Consider the following 17,324-nt stretch of genomic DNA (forward strand, 5'->3'; position numbering starts at 1 on the left):
TATTTTGGTGGCGAGCGGCCGTCATGCGGCCGTCGCAAGAGTTGAAACGCGCGCCGCCGGGTCCCGGCGCGCGATGCCCGCGATTTTAGTTAACTGTAATTAAATGTGTGGAAAATGTAATGACTGCGAGAACGGGCCCTAATAGGTCCACGTAATGCCGGTTCGCGAGGCACAAAAAAGCCAGCGGGGAGCCGCTGGCTGGAGGGGGAAAGCGGGGGAAAGTCGCTCAATGCTGCTTGCGCAGCGGCACGTCGCGCAGCAGCCACGACAGCGCGAACGAGAACGCCACCACGACCGCAGCCAAGAGATAAACCGTGTGCAACGCCCCGGCGAACGCATCGAGATACTGCGCGTGCAGCGTGGGCGGCAGATGGTGGATCACGTCGGGCGTGAGCGGCTGCGGTAGTTCCACATCGGCCGTGAGCACCTTTTCGAGCCGCGCGTGCAGCCCATGGGAGAACACGGCGCCGAACGCGGCCACCCCGACCGAGCCGCCAATCGAGCGGAACAGTGTCGCACCCGATGTGGCCACGCCCATGTGGCGAAATTCCACGGCGTTCTGCACGGCGAGGATCAGCACCTGCATCACCATGCCGAGGCCGCAGCCGAGCAGGCCCATGTAGAGATACATGAGGTGAATCGGCGTGCCGATCTGCAGGCGCGCGAGCAGCATCATCGCCACGGCCACGAGCGCCGTGCCCACGATCGGGAATATGCGGTACTTGCCGATCTTGCTGATGATGCGGCCCGTGATGATCGACATCACGAGCACGCCGCCCATCATCGGCAGCATCTGCATGCCGGCCTGCGAAGGCGTCGAGCCCTTCACCACCTGCAGATACAGCGGCAGGAAGGTGACCGAGCCGAACAGCGAGACGCCCACGATGAAGCCGATCAGGCTTGCGAGCACGAAGGTGCGCTCGCGAAACAGTTCGAGCGGCATGATGGGTTCGGCGGCGTGCTTTTCCTCGTGGATGAAGCCTGCCACGGCGACGATGCCGAGCAGCAGCGTGAGCCAGAGCGTGGGCGACGTCCACGGCAGCAGCGAGCCGCCCTCGCTCGTGAAGAGGATCAGGCAGGTGAGGGCGGCGGCGAGCCAGCCCGCGCCCATGTAGTCGATCACGTGCTTCACGTGCGCGGCGCGTGGCTTGAACACCGCGCCGATCACCACGAGCGCGATCGCGCCGAGCGGCAGGTTGATGTAGAAAATCCAGCGCCACGACAGATGCTCGACGAGAAAGCCGCCGAGCAGCGGCCCGATCACCGTGGCGATACCGAACACGCCGCCGAACATGCCCTGATACTTGCCGCGCTGCGCCGGCGGGATCACGTCGCCGATGGCGGCCATCGTCACGACCATCAGGCCGCCGCCGCCGATGCCCTGCAGGGCGCGCAGCACGATGAGCTGTTCCATGTTCTGCGCCACGCCGCAAAGCGCCGAACCGATCAGGAAGATCACGATGGCCGCCTGCAGCACGATCTTGCGCCCGAACAGGTCGCCGAACTTGCCGTAGAGCGGCACGACGATCGTCGAGGTGAGCAGGTAGGCCGTGACCACCCATGAGAGCCGGTCGAGCCCGCCCAGCTCGCCGACGATGGTGGGCAGCGCCGTCGAGACGATGGTCTGGTCGAGCGCGGCCAGCAGCATGACGAGCAGGAGCGCCGGAAACAGCAGCCGGATCGGCGGATGGCCGCCCGCATCGGCAGCTGCCGGGCCCGACGCCAGCACCGCTGCATTCGCGTGAGCGCCGACCCCCGCCGTAGCGGGCACAGGGTGTTTCGTGCTGGGTTTCATCGTGTGCGTCTGTCTTGAAATTAATTAATTCGGAGGTTAATATTAGGACAATTATTCCAGTTGGTCAAAATTCATTTCGTTACCCGATAAAACGCCTATGAAAGTGCCAGAACCCATCCTCGACAGCGCAGGCGACACGCCAGGCCGGCCCGCCGCGCGCCGTCCCGGCCGGCCGAGCGGCGGCGTGGCCGGGGCGGAGCAGCGCGCGCGTCTGATCGACGCGGCGCTTGCGTTGTTCGCGCGCCAGGGCATCCTCGACACGTCGCTTGCCGCCATCGCCCGCGAGGCGGGCGTGACGCCCGCGATGGTCCACTACTACTTCAAGACGCGCGATCAACTGATCGATGTGCTGATCGACGAGCGCTTCGTGCCGCTGCGCGAGTCGCTCGGCGACATCTTCGCGGAGCATCCCGACGATCCCGTGGCGGCGCTCACCGCGCTGGTGCAGCGCTTCGTGGCGTTGGGGCAGCGCAATCCGTGGTTTCCGCCGCTGTGGGTGCGCGACGTCATCAGCGAGGGGGGCGTGCTGCGCCAGCGCATGCTCGAGCGCCTCGGCCGCGACCACCAGGAAAAGGCCCACACGGCCATTGCGCGCTGGCAGCGCGAGGGCCGGCTCAACGCGGCGCTGGAGCCTGCGTTGCTGTTCCAGTCGCTGATGGGCCTCACGCTGCTGCCACTCGCCACCAGCCAGATGTGGCGCGGCGACGCGCAGCGGCCACACGTGGGCGTCGAGGCGATCGCGCGCCATGCGGTCGCGCTCATCACCGAGGGCGTGGGGCCTGGGCGCATCGACGCACACGCCGATACGGGCATTGATACGGATTAGTCGCCAGCGCGCGCCGTGGTACGCTCCGTGGCCTTTGCGGCATGGCCCGTGCGCAGTGCCGCGCGAATGTTCCCGGTCGAGGTCCGGTCTGCCTTCTTCTTCCGCTTCTTCCCGCACTTCTGCGCACCAGGCCCCCGCCATCGTCTGGTTTCGCGACGATCTCCGGCTCGCCGACCAGCCCGCGCTCGCGCAGGCCGCGGCGAGCGGCGTGCCGCTGATCTGTATCTGGATCCACGATCTGCACGCGTCGGGCGAGCGCCCGGAGGGCGGGGCGGCGCGCTGGTGGCGCCATGAATCGCTGCGCGCGCTCGAAGCGGCGCTGGCTGCGCGCGGCGGCCGCCTGCTGCTGTTGCAGGGCGACGAAGCGGCGACACTGGACGCCCTCGTCACCGAAACCGGCGCGCAAGCCGTGTACTGGAACCGCCGCTACGGCGCGGCGCAACGCGAGGTCGATCGCGCCCTCAAAGCCTCGCTGCGCGAGCGCGGCGTCAGTGCGGAGAGCTTCAGCGCTCAGCTCCTCAATGAGCCATGGACGGTGCTCAATCAGTCCGGCGAGCCGTTCCAGGTTTTCAGCGCCTACTGGCGCGCCTGCCTGCGCATGGGCGACCCGCCGCCGCCGGCAGGCGAGCCCGAACGGATGATTTTTCAATCGCTGCCAGCACGTCTTACCCAGCGTGCATCGACGCTCGACGCGCTCGGCCTGGCTCCTCGCGCGCCCGACTGGTCGGGCGGTGTGCGCGCAGCCTGGACAGCGGGCGAGGAAGCCGCGCTGGAGCGCCTGCGCGCGTTCCTCGCCACCGACCTCGACGCCTACGCCGGCGAGCGCGACGAGCCCGGCGACGCGGCCACGAGCCGCCTCTCCCCGTATCTCGCCGTCGGCGCGATTTCGCCGCGCCAGGTCTGGGCGGCGCTCAGGGCGGCGCAGCACGCGCACGGACGCGGCTCGGCGCGCCGCGCCGCGAGTGCCGAAAAATTCGCGAGCGAACTGGGCTGGCGGGAGTTCTGTCATTACCAGCGCTTTCATTACGCCGATCTGGCGACGCGCAACCTGCGTCCCGCTTTCGACGCCATGCCGTGGCGCAAGGACGCCGCCGGCCTGAAAGCGTGGCAGCGTGGGCTGACCGGCTATCCGCTCGTCGATGCCGGTATGCGCGAGCTTTGGCACACGGGCTGGATGCACAACCGCGTGCGCATGGTCGTGGCGTCGTTCCTGAGCAAGCATCTGCTGATCGACTGGCGCGCGGGCGAATCCTGGTTCTGGGACACGCTCGTCGACGCCGACCCGGCCAGCAATCCGGCCAACTGGCAGTGGGTGGCGGGCTCGGGCGTGGATGCCGCGCCGTATTTCCGCATCTTCAATCCGGTGCTGCAGGGCCAGAAGTTCGACCCGCGCGGCGCCTATGTGCGGCACTGGGTGCCGGAGCTGGCGGGCCTGCCCGATGCGCTCGTGCACCAGCCGTGGAAGGCCGGCGCGCAGCAACTCGAAGCGGCGGGCGTGCGCCTCGGCAAAACTTATCCGGAACCTGTCGTCGAGCATGAACTGGCACGCCAGCGTGCACTCGAAGCCTATGCACAAACCGGCAGGGCCAGGGCCTCGGCGCTTCGCGACAGGGGCCAAAGCAGGACGTAAAAAAGGGCGGCAAAGCATGAGCGCCGCCGTCATCGGGCTGTCTTGTGATGCGGCTATCGTGCGCGGCGCGGATGGGCGCACGCGCGGCACGCAGGAACCGGACGGCATCAAGATTGCTCTATCAGGACGGCCCGCGTTGCCGTGCGCCCGGCGTGACTCCGGGCTCGTAGCCTTGCGGCACTCGGCCTGACAGACAGAAAGGCATGTAAGCAAACACAATGAACGCAGTACACAAGCTCGACCGGACGACCATCGTCCTCGTCGAAGACGATCCGCACAGCCGGGCGTCACTGACTTCGCTGCTCGAGGCGGAGGGTGCGCATGTGGTGGCGGTCGAAGACGCCGAAACCGGCGTCGAAGCGGCCCTGAGCCTGCACCCCGACGCCGTGGTCTGCGATCTCGACCTGCCGGCCATGGACGGCTTCTACCTGATCCAGCGCCTGCGCGACTACGAAATCCGCGGCGATCACGCACCGACCGTCGCGGTCGCGCTCACGGGCCATACCGACGAAAGCTGGCGTTTGCGCAGCATCGGCGAGGGCTTCCAGCACTTCATGACCAAGCCGGCCCGGCCGGACGAACTGGTGACGCTGCTGAGCGACGCGATCGACGCGCGCCAGTCGCTGTGACGCCGCGCGCGTAGCGCGGCGGCAAAGGTGCGGGTGCGGATGGACTGAAGCGCCGCGAGATGCGGCGCGGCTGAGCTGTTGCCCGCGCTCAAGGGCGCGCAAGATCGGTTAGCTAACGGACGAGGACTGCGCGGCGGCTTCGGGCGCCGCAGCGGCGCCCGGCTGTGCAGCCTTGTCGGCCGAATTGGCCTGATTCTCCTGGCATTGCGCGCACAGACCCTTGAGCTCGATGCCGTCGCCGGCGAGCCGGTAGCCCGCGGCCTCGATCTGCGCAACCAACGCCTGGCGCAGCTTGGGCTCGTGCAGCTCAGTGACGTTGCCGCACTGCTGGCACACCACGAGAATGCCGTGCTGACACTGCGTGAGGTCGTGGCACACGGCGAACGCGTTGATCGATTCGATCCGGTGGATGAGCCCCGCCGACAACAGGAAGTCGAGCGCCCGGTAGACCGTGGGCGGCGCCGAACCCGGATGGATCTGGCGCATTTCGTCGAGCAGCGAATACGCCTTGGTTGCGCGTCCCGAGGCGAGCAGCAGCTCCAGCACCTTGCGGCGGATCGGCGTGAGCTTTTCGCCGCGCTCGCGGCAATAGGCTTCGGCCATCGCGAGCGCGGACTCGACCGAAGCGCCCTCTACACCGTCGTGCGAGTGGGCGTGGCCGTGATCGTGCGCGTGGTCGTGCGCCTCGGTGTCGCTGTGCAAGGCCAAGGCGTCCGGGGACGGTTTTGCTGTCTTCATGCTTGCGATTATACGGGGCGCGCCGCCGGCCCGCCCGCGCCGCCATTGAGCGACGGCTCAGGTGAGCGGCAGATCGATGTACTTGCGGAAGCCCTGGCGCTGAGCGATGCGCTGATACCAGCGCTCGACATTCGGCAGCGGCTCGCGCTCCACGCCTTCGAGTCCGAACCAGCGCCGCGCGTACGCGCCGAGCACGATGTCGGCGAGCGAGAAGCGCTCGTTTTCCATGAAGAAGCGGCCTTGCAGATGGTGGTCGAGCAGCCGCCAAAGCGGGGTCAGCTGATCGAAGTCGGCCGCGAGCTTCGCCGTGTCGCGCTTTTCGGGCGGCGTGCGCACGAGCGCGAGGAACACGGGGCGCTCGACGGGCGCGAGGGTGCCGATCGACCAGTCGAGCCAGCGCTCGATCGAGGCGCGCACCTTCGGGTCGGTCGGGTAGAGCAGGCTCGAAGGGCCGTATTCCATCGCCAGATAGCGCAGGATCGCGTTCGATTCCCACAGCACGAAGGTGCCGTCGGTGATCGTCGGGACCTTGCCGTTCGGATTCATGGCGAGATAGGAAGGCTCGTTGAGATGGCCGAACGAGCCGCCCGCGTCGATGCGCTGGAACGGCAGCACGAGTTCATCGCAACACCACAGGACTTTCTGGACATTCACCGAATTGGCGCGTCCCCAGATCGTGATCATCTGGCGCGTACTCCTTGCAAGAGGAAAAAGGGTCAACCTGGCGCTGGCCGCCACGATACACGATTCTCGCGCGGTTTATTTGTGCAGCCAGGCATTTCGTAGAATAGGCGCTGCGCGGCGCCCGGAGTTCCGCCGCCGCGCCCGCTTCGTGCGGCAGCGCTCCCTCGCTTGCCTGCGCGGCCGCCACGAACCTCAACATCCGTCCGAGACCCGCCCATGGCCCGCATTGTCCCCGACGACTGGCAGCATCTCGAAGCCACCGGCGCCGCCGCGCGCGAGCGCGAAACGCTCGCCGCGCTCGCCCGCGGCTTGCCGAACGGCTACACCGTCTATCACGGCGTGCACTGGACGCGGCTCTCCGAGGGCTTTTCGGTGTTCGGCGAGGCCGATTTCGTGATCGTCAGCCCGGCCGGGCGCGTGATGCTCGTCGAGCAGAAAACGGGTTTTTTGCGCGAAACGCCGGGCGGCCTCGTCAAGGCGTACATGCAGACCGAGCGCAACGTGGCGATCGCGCTGGCGCGCACGGTCGAAGGGCTGCATCGGCGCTTTACGGCGTCGTTCGGCGCGGGCACCTACGTGCTCGAAGAGCTGTTCTACTGCCCCGACCACGTGGTGCGCGAGCCCGCCATCGCGGGCGTGAACCCGGCGCGCATCGTCGACGCCACGCGCAAGGCGCAGCTCGCCGCCATCGTGCTCGAAGCCATGCCCGCCGACGAGCCGCGCCTGCCGTGCGCCGCCAGGATCCATCACTTTCTCGCCGACGAACTTTCGCTCACGCCCGACACCAGCGCGCTGCTCGGCGCGGCCGGCACGCTCGTCACGCGGCTCGCGGGCGGCCTCGCCACGTGGGCGCGGCGGCTCGAATTTGCCCCGTTCCGGTTGCGCGTGATCGGCACGGCGGGCTCGGGCAAGACGCAACTGGCCGTGCAGGTCATGAAAGACGCGGTGGCGCGCGGCGCGCGCACGCTCTACGTGTGCTTCAACCGGCCGCTCGCGGATTACATCGCGCAGCTCGCGCCGCCCGGGGCGAAGGTGGCGACCTATCACCAGCTGTGCGACTGGGTCGCGCGCGACGGCGGCCACGTGCCCGACTTCGGAAGCCCCGGCGCGTTCGACGACCTCGTGCGGCGCTTCGGCGAGATGCCGATTGGCGAGCGCTGGCAGTTCGACGTGCTGATCGTCGACGAAGGGCAGGATTTCCAGGAGGCGTGGGTCGGCGCACTCGGGCGTCTGCTGCGGCGGGACGCGGCATGGTGGTGGCTCGAAGATCCGCTGCAGAACCTGTACGTGCGCGAGCCGCTCGCGCTGGCGGGCTGGACCGTGCTGCGCGAGACCACCAATTACCGCAGCCCGCGCGACATCCTCGCGTTCCTGCGCGACGTGGCCGGACCGACCGTGCCCGCCATCGCGCAGCTCGCGGCGGGGAGTCCGTTCGACGGCTCCGACGTGACGGTGGCGAGCTGGGACGAGCACGAAACCGGACCCGGCGCGGAGCCCGGGGTGGTTCTGGCCACGAAACGCGCGATTACGCAGGCGCTTTCGCTCGGCTTTCGCAAGCAGGACATCGTCGTGCTTTCCTGGCGCGGACGCGAGCATGCGCTGTTCGCGACGCTCGATCAGCTCGGCCCGCACCGGCTGCGCAGCTTCACGGGCCAATACGACCTGTTCGGCAATCCGCAGTACCGCGAGGGCGACCTGCTGCTCGAATCGATCTACCGCTTCAAGGGCCAGTCCGCGCCGTGCGTGATCCTGACCGAGGTGGACTTCGAGTCATTCGACGAGCGCGCTGCGCGCAAACTCTTCGTCGGCGCGACCCGCGCGGCCATGAAGCTCATCGTGGTGGCGTCGCCGCGCGCCGCGCGGTTCATCGAGGGCCGGCGCGGCGGCGCCTGAACGCCGGCTCGCTCAGCTCCAGGCCGAGGCGCCGATCAGCGTGCCCGTGCGCGCCTGGGCGTTCCACCAGATCACGCGCAGGAGCGGCGCGGTCTGGGCAATCAGGATGGCCTGCACCGGATCGCTCTCGATGAAGTGCGTGACGCCGCTGCGGATGGCCGCCGCGGCCTTGTGCGCCGCCACGGCCGCGGCCGTGTCGTCGTGTTCGTCCGGCGTGCGCATGATCAGTTCCAGGTGCCCGAAACCGTGGCGTTCGAGCCAGGCGAGCGTGCGCTCGCGGTCGATCTCCGGACGCCCCGTGATGATCGCGCGCGTGCGTTTCATGTCGATGCCGGGCAGACGCTCGAACGGCACCAGCTCATCGCGCTCGGCGAGCGCGGCGACGAGGTCTTCGTCGTAGCGCGCAATCGGGAGGTCGGGGAGCAGGACGCCGTCGAGATCGATGGCGTAGACCGCATACTCGTGGTCGTCGGCCATGCGCGTACCGTCGCCTTCGCCGTCGCGGATCCAGTCGGCGCGATAGCGGTCGGTGTAGGCCTGGCGCTCCCACGGGAACAGCGCGAAATAGCCGCTCGCGTCGATCGAATAATCGGGGCGCAAACGGCTGAGGTCGTCGTAGGCGCCGGTGAGCGTGCGCACGACGAGCCCGTGCTCGCTCAGGAACGCGATGCAGTCCACGAGCGTATGGCCGCGCCCCGCGATGTCCTCGCAGAGCAGCACTTTCGAGCCCGGTTCGGGCAGCGGCAGCGTGGAATCCCAGCGCACTTCACGCGTGATGCGGTCATAGCGCAGGAATGCGACAGCCGCCCCCGTTGCGTGCGAAACCATCAGCGCGAGCGGCGCGCCGCCGCGCAGGATGCCGACCACGAGGTCGAATTCCTCCGCGATCAGCGCCGGCTGCAGCGACTCGACCCAGTGATCGAGCTGTTCGTAGGTGAGCGGAACGACAGGTTTATCCATGGGTTGAATTGGGTGTCGAAGCGCGTGATCGGTAACTGCGCGGTAACTGCGCGGTAACTGCGCGGTAACTGCGCGGCAACTCCGCAACGCGCGTTTCCGATAGCGGTGTACGAGAAAAAGACGGCTATTGTCAGCACAATGTTTGACGATATTATGCCTATGCTCACCAGCGCCTGCTGGCATGGCGGGTGGAGGTAGCAGGAAAACGAGGGAAACGCAGCAGGAAAAAGCGGCGCATTACCGCAAAATGTAGCGTAGCGCCGCGCAAAGACACACGAAAACGACGCGAATCATCGCGCGAAAGGGCTCGGGCAAGATGTGGCATGGGATGGGATGGCCAGGCTGGCGGCGCTGGGCCGCCGTGGTGGCGCTCGCGGGTGCGGCGCCGTTTTTTGCACCTTCTGCGCAGGCGGCGGGTTCGACCGGTGCGCTCTCGCTCGACGTCGATGGCGAGGTGCGCGTGACCAACAACGCGTCCCACACGGCGTATCACTTCAGCGAGGCGGAACTGCTCGCGCTGCCCGCGCATTCGATCACGACGGCCACGACCTGGACGCCGCGCTCGACCTTCACGGGCCCGCTGCTTTCGGACGTGCTCAAGGCCGTGGGCGCCTACGGCAGCCAGATCGAGATCCATACGCTCGACGACTACACCTGCGTCGTGCCCGTGGCCGACGCCGCGCGCTACGGCGTGGTGGTCGCCTATGAGATGAACGGCCAGCGGCTGAAGGTGAGCAATTTCGGCCCGTTGTTCCTGATCTATCCACGCGACCAGCATCCGCTCGAGCTCGACGGCGCGGCCGGCGACTCGAAATTCGCGTGGCAGATCAAGTCGATGACGATCAAGCGGTGAGTAGCGGGTGATACAACGTCCCTTGCGACGCCTGCTGCAGGCGATCATCTGGATGGCGGCGCTCGCGCCGCCCGTGGTGGCGGTCGGCTATCTGCTCTATGCGAACCTGCTCAATCCGCAGGTCGTGCAGCGCATCACGGGCAATTACGACGGCCTGTACTGGGACGCCGCGCAGCTCCAGATCGCCTACGCGCGCTTCGAGAGCCAGTTGCTGATGTTCGCGGACGGCATCGACCGCGATCTCGACAAGGTGCGGCTGCGCTACGAGGTGCTGCAGTCGAAGCTCAACGTGATGAAGGGCTCGACGCTCTCGCTCGACTCGACGCCGGGCCTCAAGCGCCGCCAGGACGCCGATCTCGCCATTCTGGCCGCGACGATCTCGCCGTTCGAGGCCGAAATCGCCACGCTCGCGGACAACCCCGAACGCGCAGTGCCGATGCTCATGGCGCTCGACCTGCACTGGACCCAGGTGACCGACCTCGCGCTGAACCGGCGTTTCGCCGACGTGACCGAGCGCGAGGCGATCCGGCACGACTTCATCGCCAAGCGCCGCGAACTGTTCGCTTCGGGGCTCGTGCTGCTCGTGCTGTCGGCGGCGGCGGGCGTGCTGCTCGTGATGAACGGCTACCGGCGCACGCGCCTGCTGCACCAGCAGCGCGCGGCGCTCGAAGCCGAGCACCAGGCGAGCCGCGCCGCGCGCGAGGCGAGCATGGCGAAGGACGCCTTCCTCGGCATGATCAGCCACGAACTGCGCACGCCGCTGCACGCGATCGTTTCGTCGATCGAGCTGCTCGGCTTCAACTCGCATTCGGAAGCCGACCGCAAGGTGATCCAGCGCCTCGAAACCGCCGCGCGCCAGCTCGAAGCGCAGATGAAGGACCTCACCGACTACGCGCGTCTCGGCGCGGGCAAGCTCGAATTGCGCCAGGAAGAGTTCGAGCCGCGCGAACTGCTGCAGTCGATCGTCGACGAGAACGAGCAGGCGGCGCGCTCGCGCGGGCTGGTGTTCGAGCATGCGTGGGTGGGACCGCAGCGGCGCGTGGTGGCCGACCCGCACCGGATTCGCCAGATCGCCGGCAACCTCGTCACGAACGCGATCCGCTACACCGAGCGCGGCAAGGTGCGGCTCGAATTCTGGCTGCAGGCGCCCGCGCGGGTCCCGCGGCTCTCGCCGGACGAGGAGGGTGCGCCGAAGCCTGCTGGCGGCGACACGCTCGTGATCGTCGTCGGCGACACGGGGCCCGGCGTGGCGCCGGACCAGATTCCGCTCATCTTCAAGGAGTTCACGCAGCTCGACACGTCGCGCTCGCGGCGCTACGAGGGCGCGGGGATGGGACTCGCGATCGTGCGCGGCCTCGTCGAGCTGTTCGGCGGCACGATCGAGACGCAAAGCCGCGTGGGCAAAGGCACGACCTTCACCGTGCGGATTCCCGTCACGCCGGTCGAGCCGCTTGCGCCCACGGCCGTGGCCGAAGCGGCGCAGCCCGCGCGGACAGCGCCGCAGGTGCTCGTCGTCGACGACAACCCGCTCGTGCGCGATTCGCTCTGCGAGATGGTCGCGCACATGGGCTATCGCGCGCTCGCGGCCGGCGACGCCGACAGTGCGCTCGCGCTGCTCGCGCACGTGGCATGCGACGTGGTGCTGCTCGACCTGCATATGCCGGGCCGCGACGGCTACGACTTCGTGGCGGGGCTCGAAACCGCGCAGGACGTGCTCGCGCAGCCGCGCGTGATCGCGGTGAGCGCCGACGTGGCGGGGCTGGCGGCGCTTCCGGACCACGCGGGCAAGACGCCGGGCGGCGAGGGCGCGCCGTTCTTCGACCGGCTCACGAAGCCGGTGCATTACGAGGTGCTGCGCGCGGCGCTGCAGCGCGCGCTGAGCGCGCCGCGGGCGGCCGCCTGAAAAGGCGTGGGAGGGAGCTGAGCGGGCAATGCTCGGCGTTAGCCGCGGTTGAGCCGCTTGGAAAGATCGGCGACGAGAATCGCCATGCGCGCCGGCTTTTCGTAGCAGGCCACGTTGTAGTGGCGCACGACCTGGCTGATCTCCGATTCGCTGGCCTTGCCGGTCAGCAGTTCGCCGGTGAGCACGAAGATGGGCGCGTCGGGGTTCTCGGAGGCGCGCACGCTGCGGATCGCCTCGGCGGCGGTCTGGCTGCCGAACAGCCAGTCGATCACCACGCCGTCGAACACGTTGTTTTCGAGCGCTTCGTTGAATGCCGCGAGGCCGTAGAGCGCGAGTGCCGTGTAGCCGCTGTGCTCGAGGTAGTCGCGCAGGTTGTCGGCGGAGGAGCGGTCGTCGTCGACGACGGCGATGAGCGGCTTGTCGGACTCGGCGCGGCGCGGGTAGATCTCGATCTTGTGGACTTCGCGCGCGTTCTGGTAGAGCGCGCCGTCCGGGCGCACCACGCGCCACTGGCCCTGCTTTTCGTAGGCGACGAAGTCGGGGCGGCTGCCCGCCTCGACCGGTGCGCCGATCCACGCGGTGCAGGGAAGCTCGGCGGCGCTCACGCAGAGCATCGCCTCCTGAGCGCTGGCCCCGACCATGCCGGGATCGAGCAACTGCGCGCCGAACAACTGGCCTGCGGGTTCGCCGAACGCTTCGGCCACTTTCTTGATCTGCGCGAGCGTCCACGGGCTGTTGCCGCGCAGCTTGCGGTGCCCCTGTGAAAAGCTCAGTTCAAGAATCCGGCACAGCTCGGTCGTTTGCTGACGCTTGCCGATGCCGTGACGGCTCATCAGCTCGCGTACGCGCTCCGCCACCGAGGCCGAGTCGGTTGTGTAGGCAACGTTCGACATACTGCTCAAAGGGGGGATTCGTGGATTCAGTTTCTGATTGATCATGCCGTGGCGCCGTGAGGCCGGTCTGACCGGACCTCGCGCGGCCTGCGCACGGGAGCACGATATTCTAAACGCATAAAATGCCAAACGACGGCGCTATTTTAGCTAAATGTAATGCGGCGCCGAAAAACGAGAATGTAAGCGTATATTCGGCTTCGTTTACATCCGGCTTGCGATATTCGCGGCATTGCGGGGACGGCGCGCGGCTGCGAAGATGCACGATTTTGAACGCCGTGCGCTCGCGCGCGGAAGATCAACCTTACTGCGGCGAGGGGTATCGTTTGGACGACGGGGGCAACGGCGGGACATGGCGGCATGAAGGCGTGCCGTACTACAGCCAGTGGGGCAGCGCCGACTGGGTGGCGCCCATCGTCGAGCGCGGCGCCGACCCGTGCGAGGACCCGCACTGGCGGGCGAGCGGCTTCCCGGAGGCCGACGCCTACCGCTTCTGGGCCAAGCGCCTGTGCGGCCTGACCTGCCTCGAATCGGCGCTCGACTATTGGGGCGTCGCGCATGCGCCGCGCGCGCAGATGCTCGAGGAGGCGTTGCGGCATGGGGTATATCGCGTGCGCGAAGATGGCGGTGTGGACGGTTTGATTTACCGGCCGTTCGCCGCATGGGTGGAAGGCGCGTTCGGCGTGCGCGTGGAGGTGATGACCGACGAGGGCATCGCGGCGAGTGCCGCGCGCATCGATGCCGACACGCTTGCCATCGTCTCCGTGAGCCCGGAGATCCGCTATCCCGAGCGGATGGATCCCGGCCAGGGCGGTCATCTGATCCTGCTGCACGGCCGCGGCGATGGCGGCGTCTGGTTCCACAATCCTTCGGGCATTGCGCCGTATCAGGCGGATGCTTGGCTGCCTTATGAGACGGTTGCGCGGTTTCACGCGCGGCGTGGGATGGCGCTTAGGCGGCCGCGCTGAATGCGCGTGGGCTCAGACCGGCGCCAACTGCAGCCCCTCCAACAACTGCCGCACCCGCGAGAGATCGCGATTCACCGCGCCAGCATCCTCGAACAACTCCGCGAGCCAGTCGACGAACACGCGCACGCGCGGCGACAGCTGCCGCGACTTCACGAACGCCACCGAAACGGGCGTAGGCAGCGGCTTCCACTGCGGCAGCACCTCGACCAACGCACCGCTGTCCAGGTACGGCTGCGCCGCGAGCAGCGGCGGCTGGATCAGCCCATAGCCCTGCAGACCGCACGTGAGGTAGGCGAACTCGTCGGAGACATGCACGAACCCGTCCACCTTCACCTTGGTCGGACTGCCGTCCACCTCGAAGTCGAACTCGAACGGGCGGCCCGTGAGCGGCGAGAGGAAGTTGACGACCGGATGCTGCGCGAGATCGTCGAGCGTTTGCGGCGCGCCATGCCGCTCGAGGTAAGCGGGGCTCGCGCAGGTCACGTGCTCCAGCACGCCGAGGCGTCGCGCAGCGAGTCCCGAATCGGGCAGCTCGCCGAGCTGGATGCTGCAATCCACGCCCTCGCCGACGAGATCGACGTTGCGCAGGCTCACGCCGATCACGAGGTCGATCTGCGGATAGCGCGCGTGAAATTCATCGAGCGCGGGCAGCACGATCGCGTTGGCGATGAGGCCCGGCATTTCCACGCGCAAGCGGCCGCCGATCGCGCCGGGCGACTGGCGCACGCTCGCTTCGGCATCGTCGATGTCGGCGAGGATCTGCGAGGCGCGCTCGTAGTACGCGGCGCCTTCGGGCGTGAGCGAAAGGCGCCGCGTGGTGCGCACGAGCAATTGCGTGCCGAGCAGCGATTCGAGGTTCTGCATCAGCGTGGTGGCGCTGGCGCGCGGCATATCGAGTGACTGCGCGGCTTTGGTGAAACTATTGGTGTCGACGATGCGTACGAACGTGCGCATCGCCTGGATGCGGTCGATCACGGGCGAGCTCCTGACAATGGGCTTGAGGCTTGAACGAAATCCGCGCTGCTGCAGAAAAAGAGTGAGCCGCGTAGCGACGAATGCGCTTCGCGGCGCCGGCGTCTCGCGGAAAGCGACGCTCAGCGGTTAAACAGCCATGACGATTGGATGGCGGCGCATGTGACGCCGGCTCGACTACGGGAGGCCAAAAAAGTAGGCCTCGAAGGGGAAGGGCTGGCGGGCCATCCGGAACGGATGGCCCGGCGGGGCAGGGTGTTACGTCGGGATGCGCGGGTCTTGTTGCCTGCGCGGCGTGCGCGTTACTTGCGCAGCGAATCGAGGTCGATCACGAAGCGGTACTTCACATCGCTCTTGAGCATGCGCTCATAGGCGTTGTTGATGTCCTGCATCTTGATCATTTCGATATCCGACGTAATGCCATGCTTGCCGCAGAAGTCCAGCATTTCCTGGGTTTCTGCAATGCCGCCGATCAGCGAGCCCGCCAGACGGCGGCGCTTCATGATCAGGTTGAAAACTTGCGGCGACGGGTGATCGTGCTCGGGCGCGCCCACCAGCGTCATCGTGCCGTCACGGCGCAGCAGTTCGATGAACGGGTTGAGGTCGTGCTGCGCGGCCACGGTGTTCACGATCAGGTCGAAGCTGTTGGCGTGCGCCTGCATCTGCTCCGGGTCCTTCGAGATCACCACTTCATCCGCGCCGAGGCGCTTGCCGTCTTCGATCTTCGACGGCGACGTGGTGAACAGCACCACGTGCGCGCCCATGGCATGCGCGAGCTTCACGCCCATGTGACCGAGGCCGCCGAGCCCCACGATGCCGACCTTCTTGCCGGGGCCTGCGCCCCACGTGCGCAGCGGCGAATACGTGGTGATGCCCGCGCACAGCAGCGGCGCGGCCGCGGCGGCATCGAGGTTCTCGGGCACGCGCAGCACGAACGCTTCGTCCACCACCAGCTGCGTGGAGTAGCCGCCGTAGGTGATGTCGCCGCTCACGCGGTCGGCGCCGTTATAGGTGCCGACCCAGCCGTTCTCGCAATACTGTTCGAGGCCTTCGGCGCAACTCGGGCAGGTGCGGCACGAGTCGACGAGACAGCCCACGCCGACGAGTTCACCCACCTTGTACTGCGTGACGCCGTTGCCGACTTCGGCCACGCGGCCGACGATCTCGTGGGCCGGCACGACCGGGTAAATCGTGTTGCGCCATTCGTCGCGCGCCTGGTGCAGGTCGGAGTGGCACACGCCGCAGAACAGCACGTCGATACGGACGTCGAGTTCGCGCAGGTCGCGGCGCTGGAATTCGAACGCGGCGAGCGGCGAGGCGGCGTCGCGGGCGGCGTATCCGTAAGTTGGGTACATGGGTTGGCTCCTTTGGTGCATGGGTGTTGCGGCAGGGTTCCCATCGTAAGGACCGGGACCCACCCAGGGAATACCTGAAGCTATCGAAGACTTGCCTGATTCTCCTGGTGCTCAGCACATCCACAGGTTCGGTGATAGATTGGCAAGCCTGTTTCTCTGCCTGACTTCATCTTTTGGGGCACAACCGATATGGGCTACGTCAAAACCCTCGCCGCGGCGGCCATCGCGCCGGCGGCCGCCACGCAGGCGCGCACGGTCGACCTGCTCATGCAAATCACGCAGCGCGACGGCGTGCACGCCACGGCGGTCGAAGGCGTGCGGCTCTACCGCGGCAGCCAAAGCCATCCGCGCCAGCCGGTCATGTACGAACCGAGCATTTTCATCGTCTGCCAGGGGCGCAAGCGCGGCTTTCTCGGCGACCAGGTGTTCATCTACGACGCCCAGCAATACCTGGTCCTCTCGGTGCCGATGCCGTTCGAGTGCGAGACCGAGGCGAGCCCCGAGAAGCCGATTCTCGCCATCTCGATTCGCGTCGATCTCACGACCGTCGCCGAACTGCTCATGGCGCTCGACGACCCGCGCCGCGCCGTGTCCGAACCCTCGGGCATCTACGCCACGCCGCTCGACGCCACGCTCTCGAATGCCGTGCTGCGCCTGCTCGAAGCGCTCGCGCAACCGTACGAAGCGCGCATTCTCGGTCCTTCGATCGTGCGTGAGATCTGCTACCGCGTGCTCATGGGCGAGCAGGGCGACGCGATTCGCGCAGCGCTCACACATCAGCATCACTTCGGGCGGATCGCGAAGGCGCTGCGGCGCATTCACACCGACTACCGTGGCGACCTCGACGTCGAAACGCTCGCCTCCGAGGCGGGCATGAGCCTTGCCGTTTTTCATGCGCATTTCAAGGCCGTCACCTCGACATCGCCGATGCAGTACGTGAAGACCACGCGCCTGCATCATGCGCGCCTCCTGATCACGCACGACGGCCTGACCGTGAGCGCGGCGGCCACGCGCGTCGGCTATGAAAGCGCGTCGCAGTTCAGCCGCGAATTCAAGCGCCTGTTCGGCATGAGCCCGGCCGACCAGATGCGCCAGGCGCGCGACGCCGCAGCCGCCGCGGCCGCGCCGCGCGTCGAGGTGCTGCCGCCGCGCTATGTGACGGCCGTGTGAAGTCCACGCGCGGGGGCACTCCGGTATTCGATTCGCATATCGAAACAATGACGGAAGG

Annotated in this window: 15 protein-coding genes; 8 read left to right on the forward strand and 7 right to left on the reverse strand. The window is 67.4% G+C overall.

Features of this window, described 5'->3' with window-relative positions:
• Window positions 1-226: 226 nt before the first annotated feature.
• Window positions 227-1,795, reverse strand: a complete 1,569-nt coding sequence (locus AB4Y40_RS22435; protein WP_368689623.1) for an MDR family MFS transporter — start codon at window positions 1,793-1,795, stop codon at window positions 227-229.
• 97 nt (window positions 1,796-1,892) lie between these two features.
• Between AB4Y40_RS22435 and AB4Y40_RS22440 the strand changes: the two genes are divergently transcribed.
• The 3 genes from AB4Y40_RS22440 (at window position 1,893) to AB4Y40_RS22450 (ending at window position 4,880) form a co-directional block, all read left to right on the forward strand.
• Window positions 1,893-2,621, forward strand: a complete 729-nt coding sequence (locus AB4Y40_RS22440) for a TetR/AcrR family transcriptional regulator (protein ID WP_368689624.1) — start codon at window positions 1,893-1,895, stop codon at window positions 2,619-2,621.
• A gap of 88 nt (window positions 2,622-2,709) precedes the next feature.
• Window positions 2,710-4,251: a deoxyribodipyrimidine photo-lyase gene (locus AB4Y40_RS22445; RefSeq protein WP_368689863.1), complete on the forward strand. Its 1,542-nt coding sequence runs from the start codon at window positions 2,710-2,712 to the stop codon at window positions 4,249-4,251.
• Window positions 4,252-4,469: 218 nt separating this feature from the next.
• A complete protein-coding gene (locus AB4Y40_RS22450; RefSeq protein WP_069268743.1) occupies window positions 4,470-4,880 on the forward strand; it encodes a response regulator in 411 nt (136 codons plus the stop codon).
• Between the two features lie 108 nt (window positions 4,881-4,988).
• Here the strand turns inward: AB4Y40_RS22450 and AB4Y40_RS22455 are convergent, their stop codons facing one another.
• A complete protein-coding gene (locus AB4Y40_RS22455) occupies window positions 4,989-5,618 on the reverse strand; it encodes a Fur family transcriptional regulator (protein WP_368689625.1) in 630 nt (209 codons plus the stop codon).
• Between the two features lie 57 nt (window positions 5,619-5,675).
• Window positions 5,676-6,302, reverse strand: a complete 627-nt coding sequence (locus AB4Y40_RS22460; protein WP_368689626.1) for a glutathione S-transferase family protein — start codon at window positions 6,300-6,302, stop codon at window positions 5,676-5,678.
• A 216-nt stretch (window positions 6,303-6,518) separates the two neighbouring features.
• On the opposite strand from AB4Y40_RS22460, the gene AB4Y40_RS22465 reads away from it, so the two are divergent.
• The gene (locus AB4Y40_RS22465) at window positions 6,519-8,195 is read left to right on the forward strand and encodes an ATP-binding domain-containing protein (protein ID WP_368689627.1); all 1,677 of its coding nucleotides are present in this window, start codon (window positions 6,519-6,521) and stop codon (window positions 8,193-8,195) included.
• A 12-nt stretch (window positions 8,196-8,207) separates the two neighbouring features.
• On the opposite strand, the gene AB4Y40_RS22470 is transcribed toward AB4Y40_RS22465, so the two are convergent.
• Window positions 8,208-9,155: a phosphoribosyltransferase family protein gene (locus AB4Y40_RS22470; protein ID WP_368689628.1), complete on the reverse strand. Its 948-nt coding sequence runs from the start codon at window positions 9,153-9,155 to the stop codon at window positions 8,208-8,210.
• Between the two features lie 328 nt (window positions 9,156-9,483).
• On the opposite strand from AB4Y40_RS22470, the gene AB4Y40_RS22475 reads away from it, so the two are divergent.
• Together AB4Y40_RS22475 and AB4Y40_RS22480 are read left to right on the forward strand one after the other, a co-directional pair.
• A complete protein-coding gene (locus AB4Y40_RS22475) occupies window positions 9,484-10,008 on the forward strand; it encodes a molybdopterin-dependent oxidoreductase (RefSeq protein WP_368689629.1) in 525 nt (174 codons plus the stop codon).
• 52 nt (window positions 10,009-10,060) lie between these two features.
• Complete coding sequence (locus tag AB4Y40_RS22480) at window positions 10,061-11,911, forward strand: hybrid sensor histidine kinase/response regulator (RefSeq protein WP_368689864.1); 1,851 nt, start codon at window positions 10,061-10,063, stop codon at window positions 11,909-11,911.
• A 38-nt stretch (window positions 11,912-11,949) separates the two neighbouring features.
• On the opposite strand, the gene AB4Y40_RS22485 is transcribed toward AB4Y40_RS22480, so the two are convergent.
• Window positions 11,950-12,804, reverse strand: coding sequence for a helix-turn-helix domain-containing protein (locus tag AB4Y40_RS22485; RefSeq protein ID WP_254319511.1), 855 nt, complete (start codon window positions 12,802-12,804; stop codon window positions 11,950-11,952).
• 323 nt (window positions 12,805-13,127) lie between these two features.
• Here AB4Y40_RS22485 and AB4Y40_RS22490 point away from each other — a divergent pair, with 323 nt between their 5' ends.
• Entirely contained in the window at window positions 13,128-13,769 is a 642-nt protein-coding gene (locus AB4Y40_RS22490) for a C39 family peptidase (protein ID WP_368689630.1), read from the forward strand.
• Between the two features lie 12 nt (window positions 13,770-13,781).
• On the opposite strand, the gene AB4Y40_RS22495 is transcribed toward AB4Y40_RS22490, so the two are convergent.
• Together AB4Y40_RS22495 and AB4Y40_RS22500 are read right to left on the reverse strand one after the other, a co-directional pair.
• A complete protein-coding gene (locus AB4Y40_RS22495; protein WP_368689631.1) occupies window positions 13,782-14,744 on the reverse strand; it encodes a LysR family transcriptional regulator in 963 nt (320 codons plus the stop codon).
• Window positions 14,745-15,043: 299 nt separating this feature from the next.
• The gene (locus AB4Y40_RS22500) at window positions 15,044-16,096 is read right to left on the reverse strand and encodes an NAD(P)-dependent alcohol dehydrogenase (protein ID WP_368689632.1); all 1,053 of its coding nucleotides are present in this window, start codon (window positions 16,094-16,096) and stop codon (window positions 15,044-15,046) included.
• Window positions 16,097-16,285: 189 nt separating this feature from the next.
• Between AB4Y40_RS22500 and AB4Y40_RS22505 the strand changes: the two genes are divergently transcribed.
• Complete coding sequence (locus tag AB4Y40_RS22505) at window positions 16,286-17,266, forward strand: AraC family transcriptional regulator N-terminal domain-containing protein (protein WP_368689633.1); 981 nt, start codon at window positions 16,286-16,288, stop codon at window positions 17,264-17,266.
• The last annotated feature ends 58 nt before the right edge of the window (window positions 17,267-17,324 follow it).

The organism is Paraburkholderia sp. EG287B (assembly GCF_040965595.1).
In the GTDB taxonomy this organism is placed as follows: domain Bacteria; phylum Pseudomonadota; class Gammaproteobacteria; order Burkholderiales; family Burkholderiaceae; genus Paraburkholderia.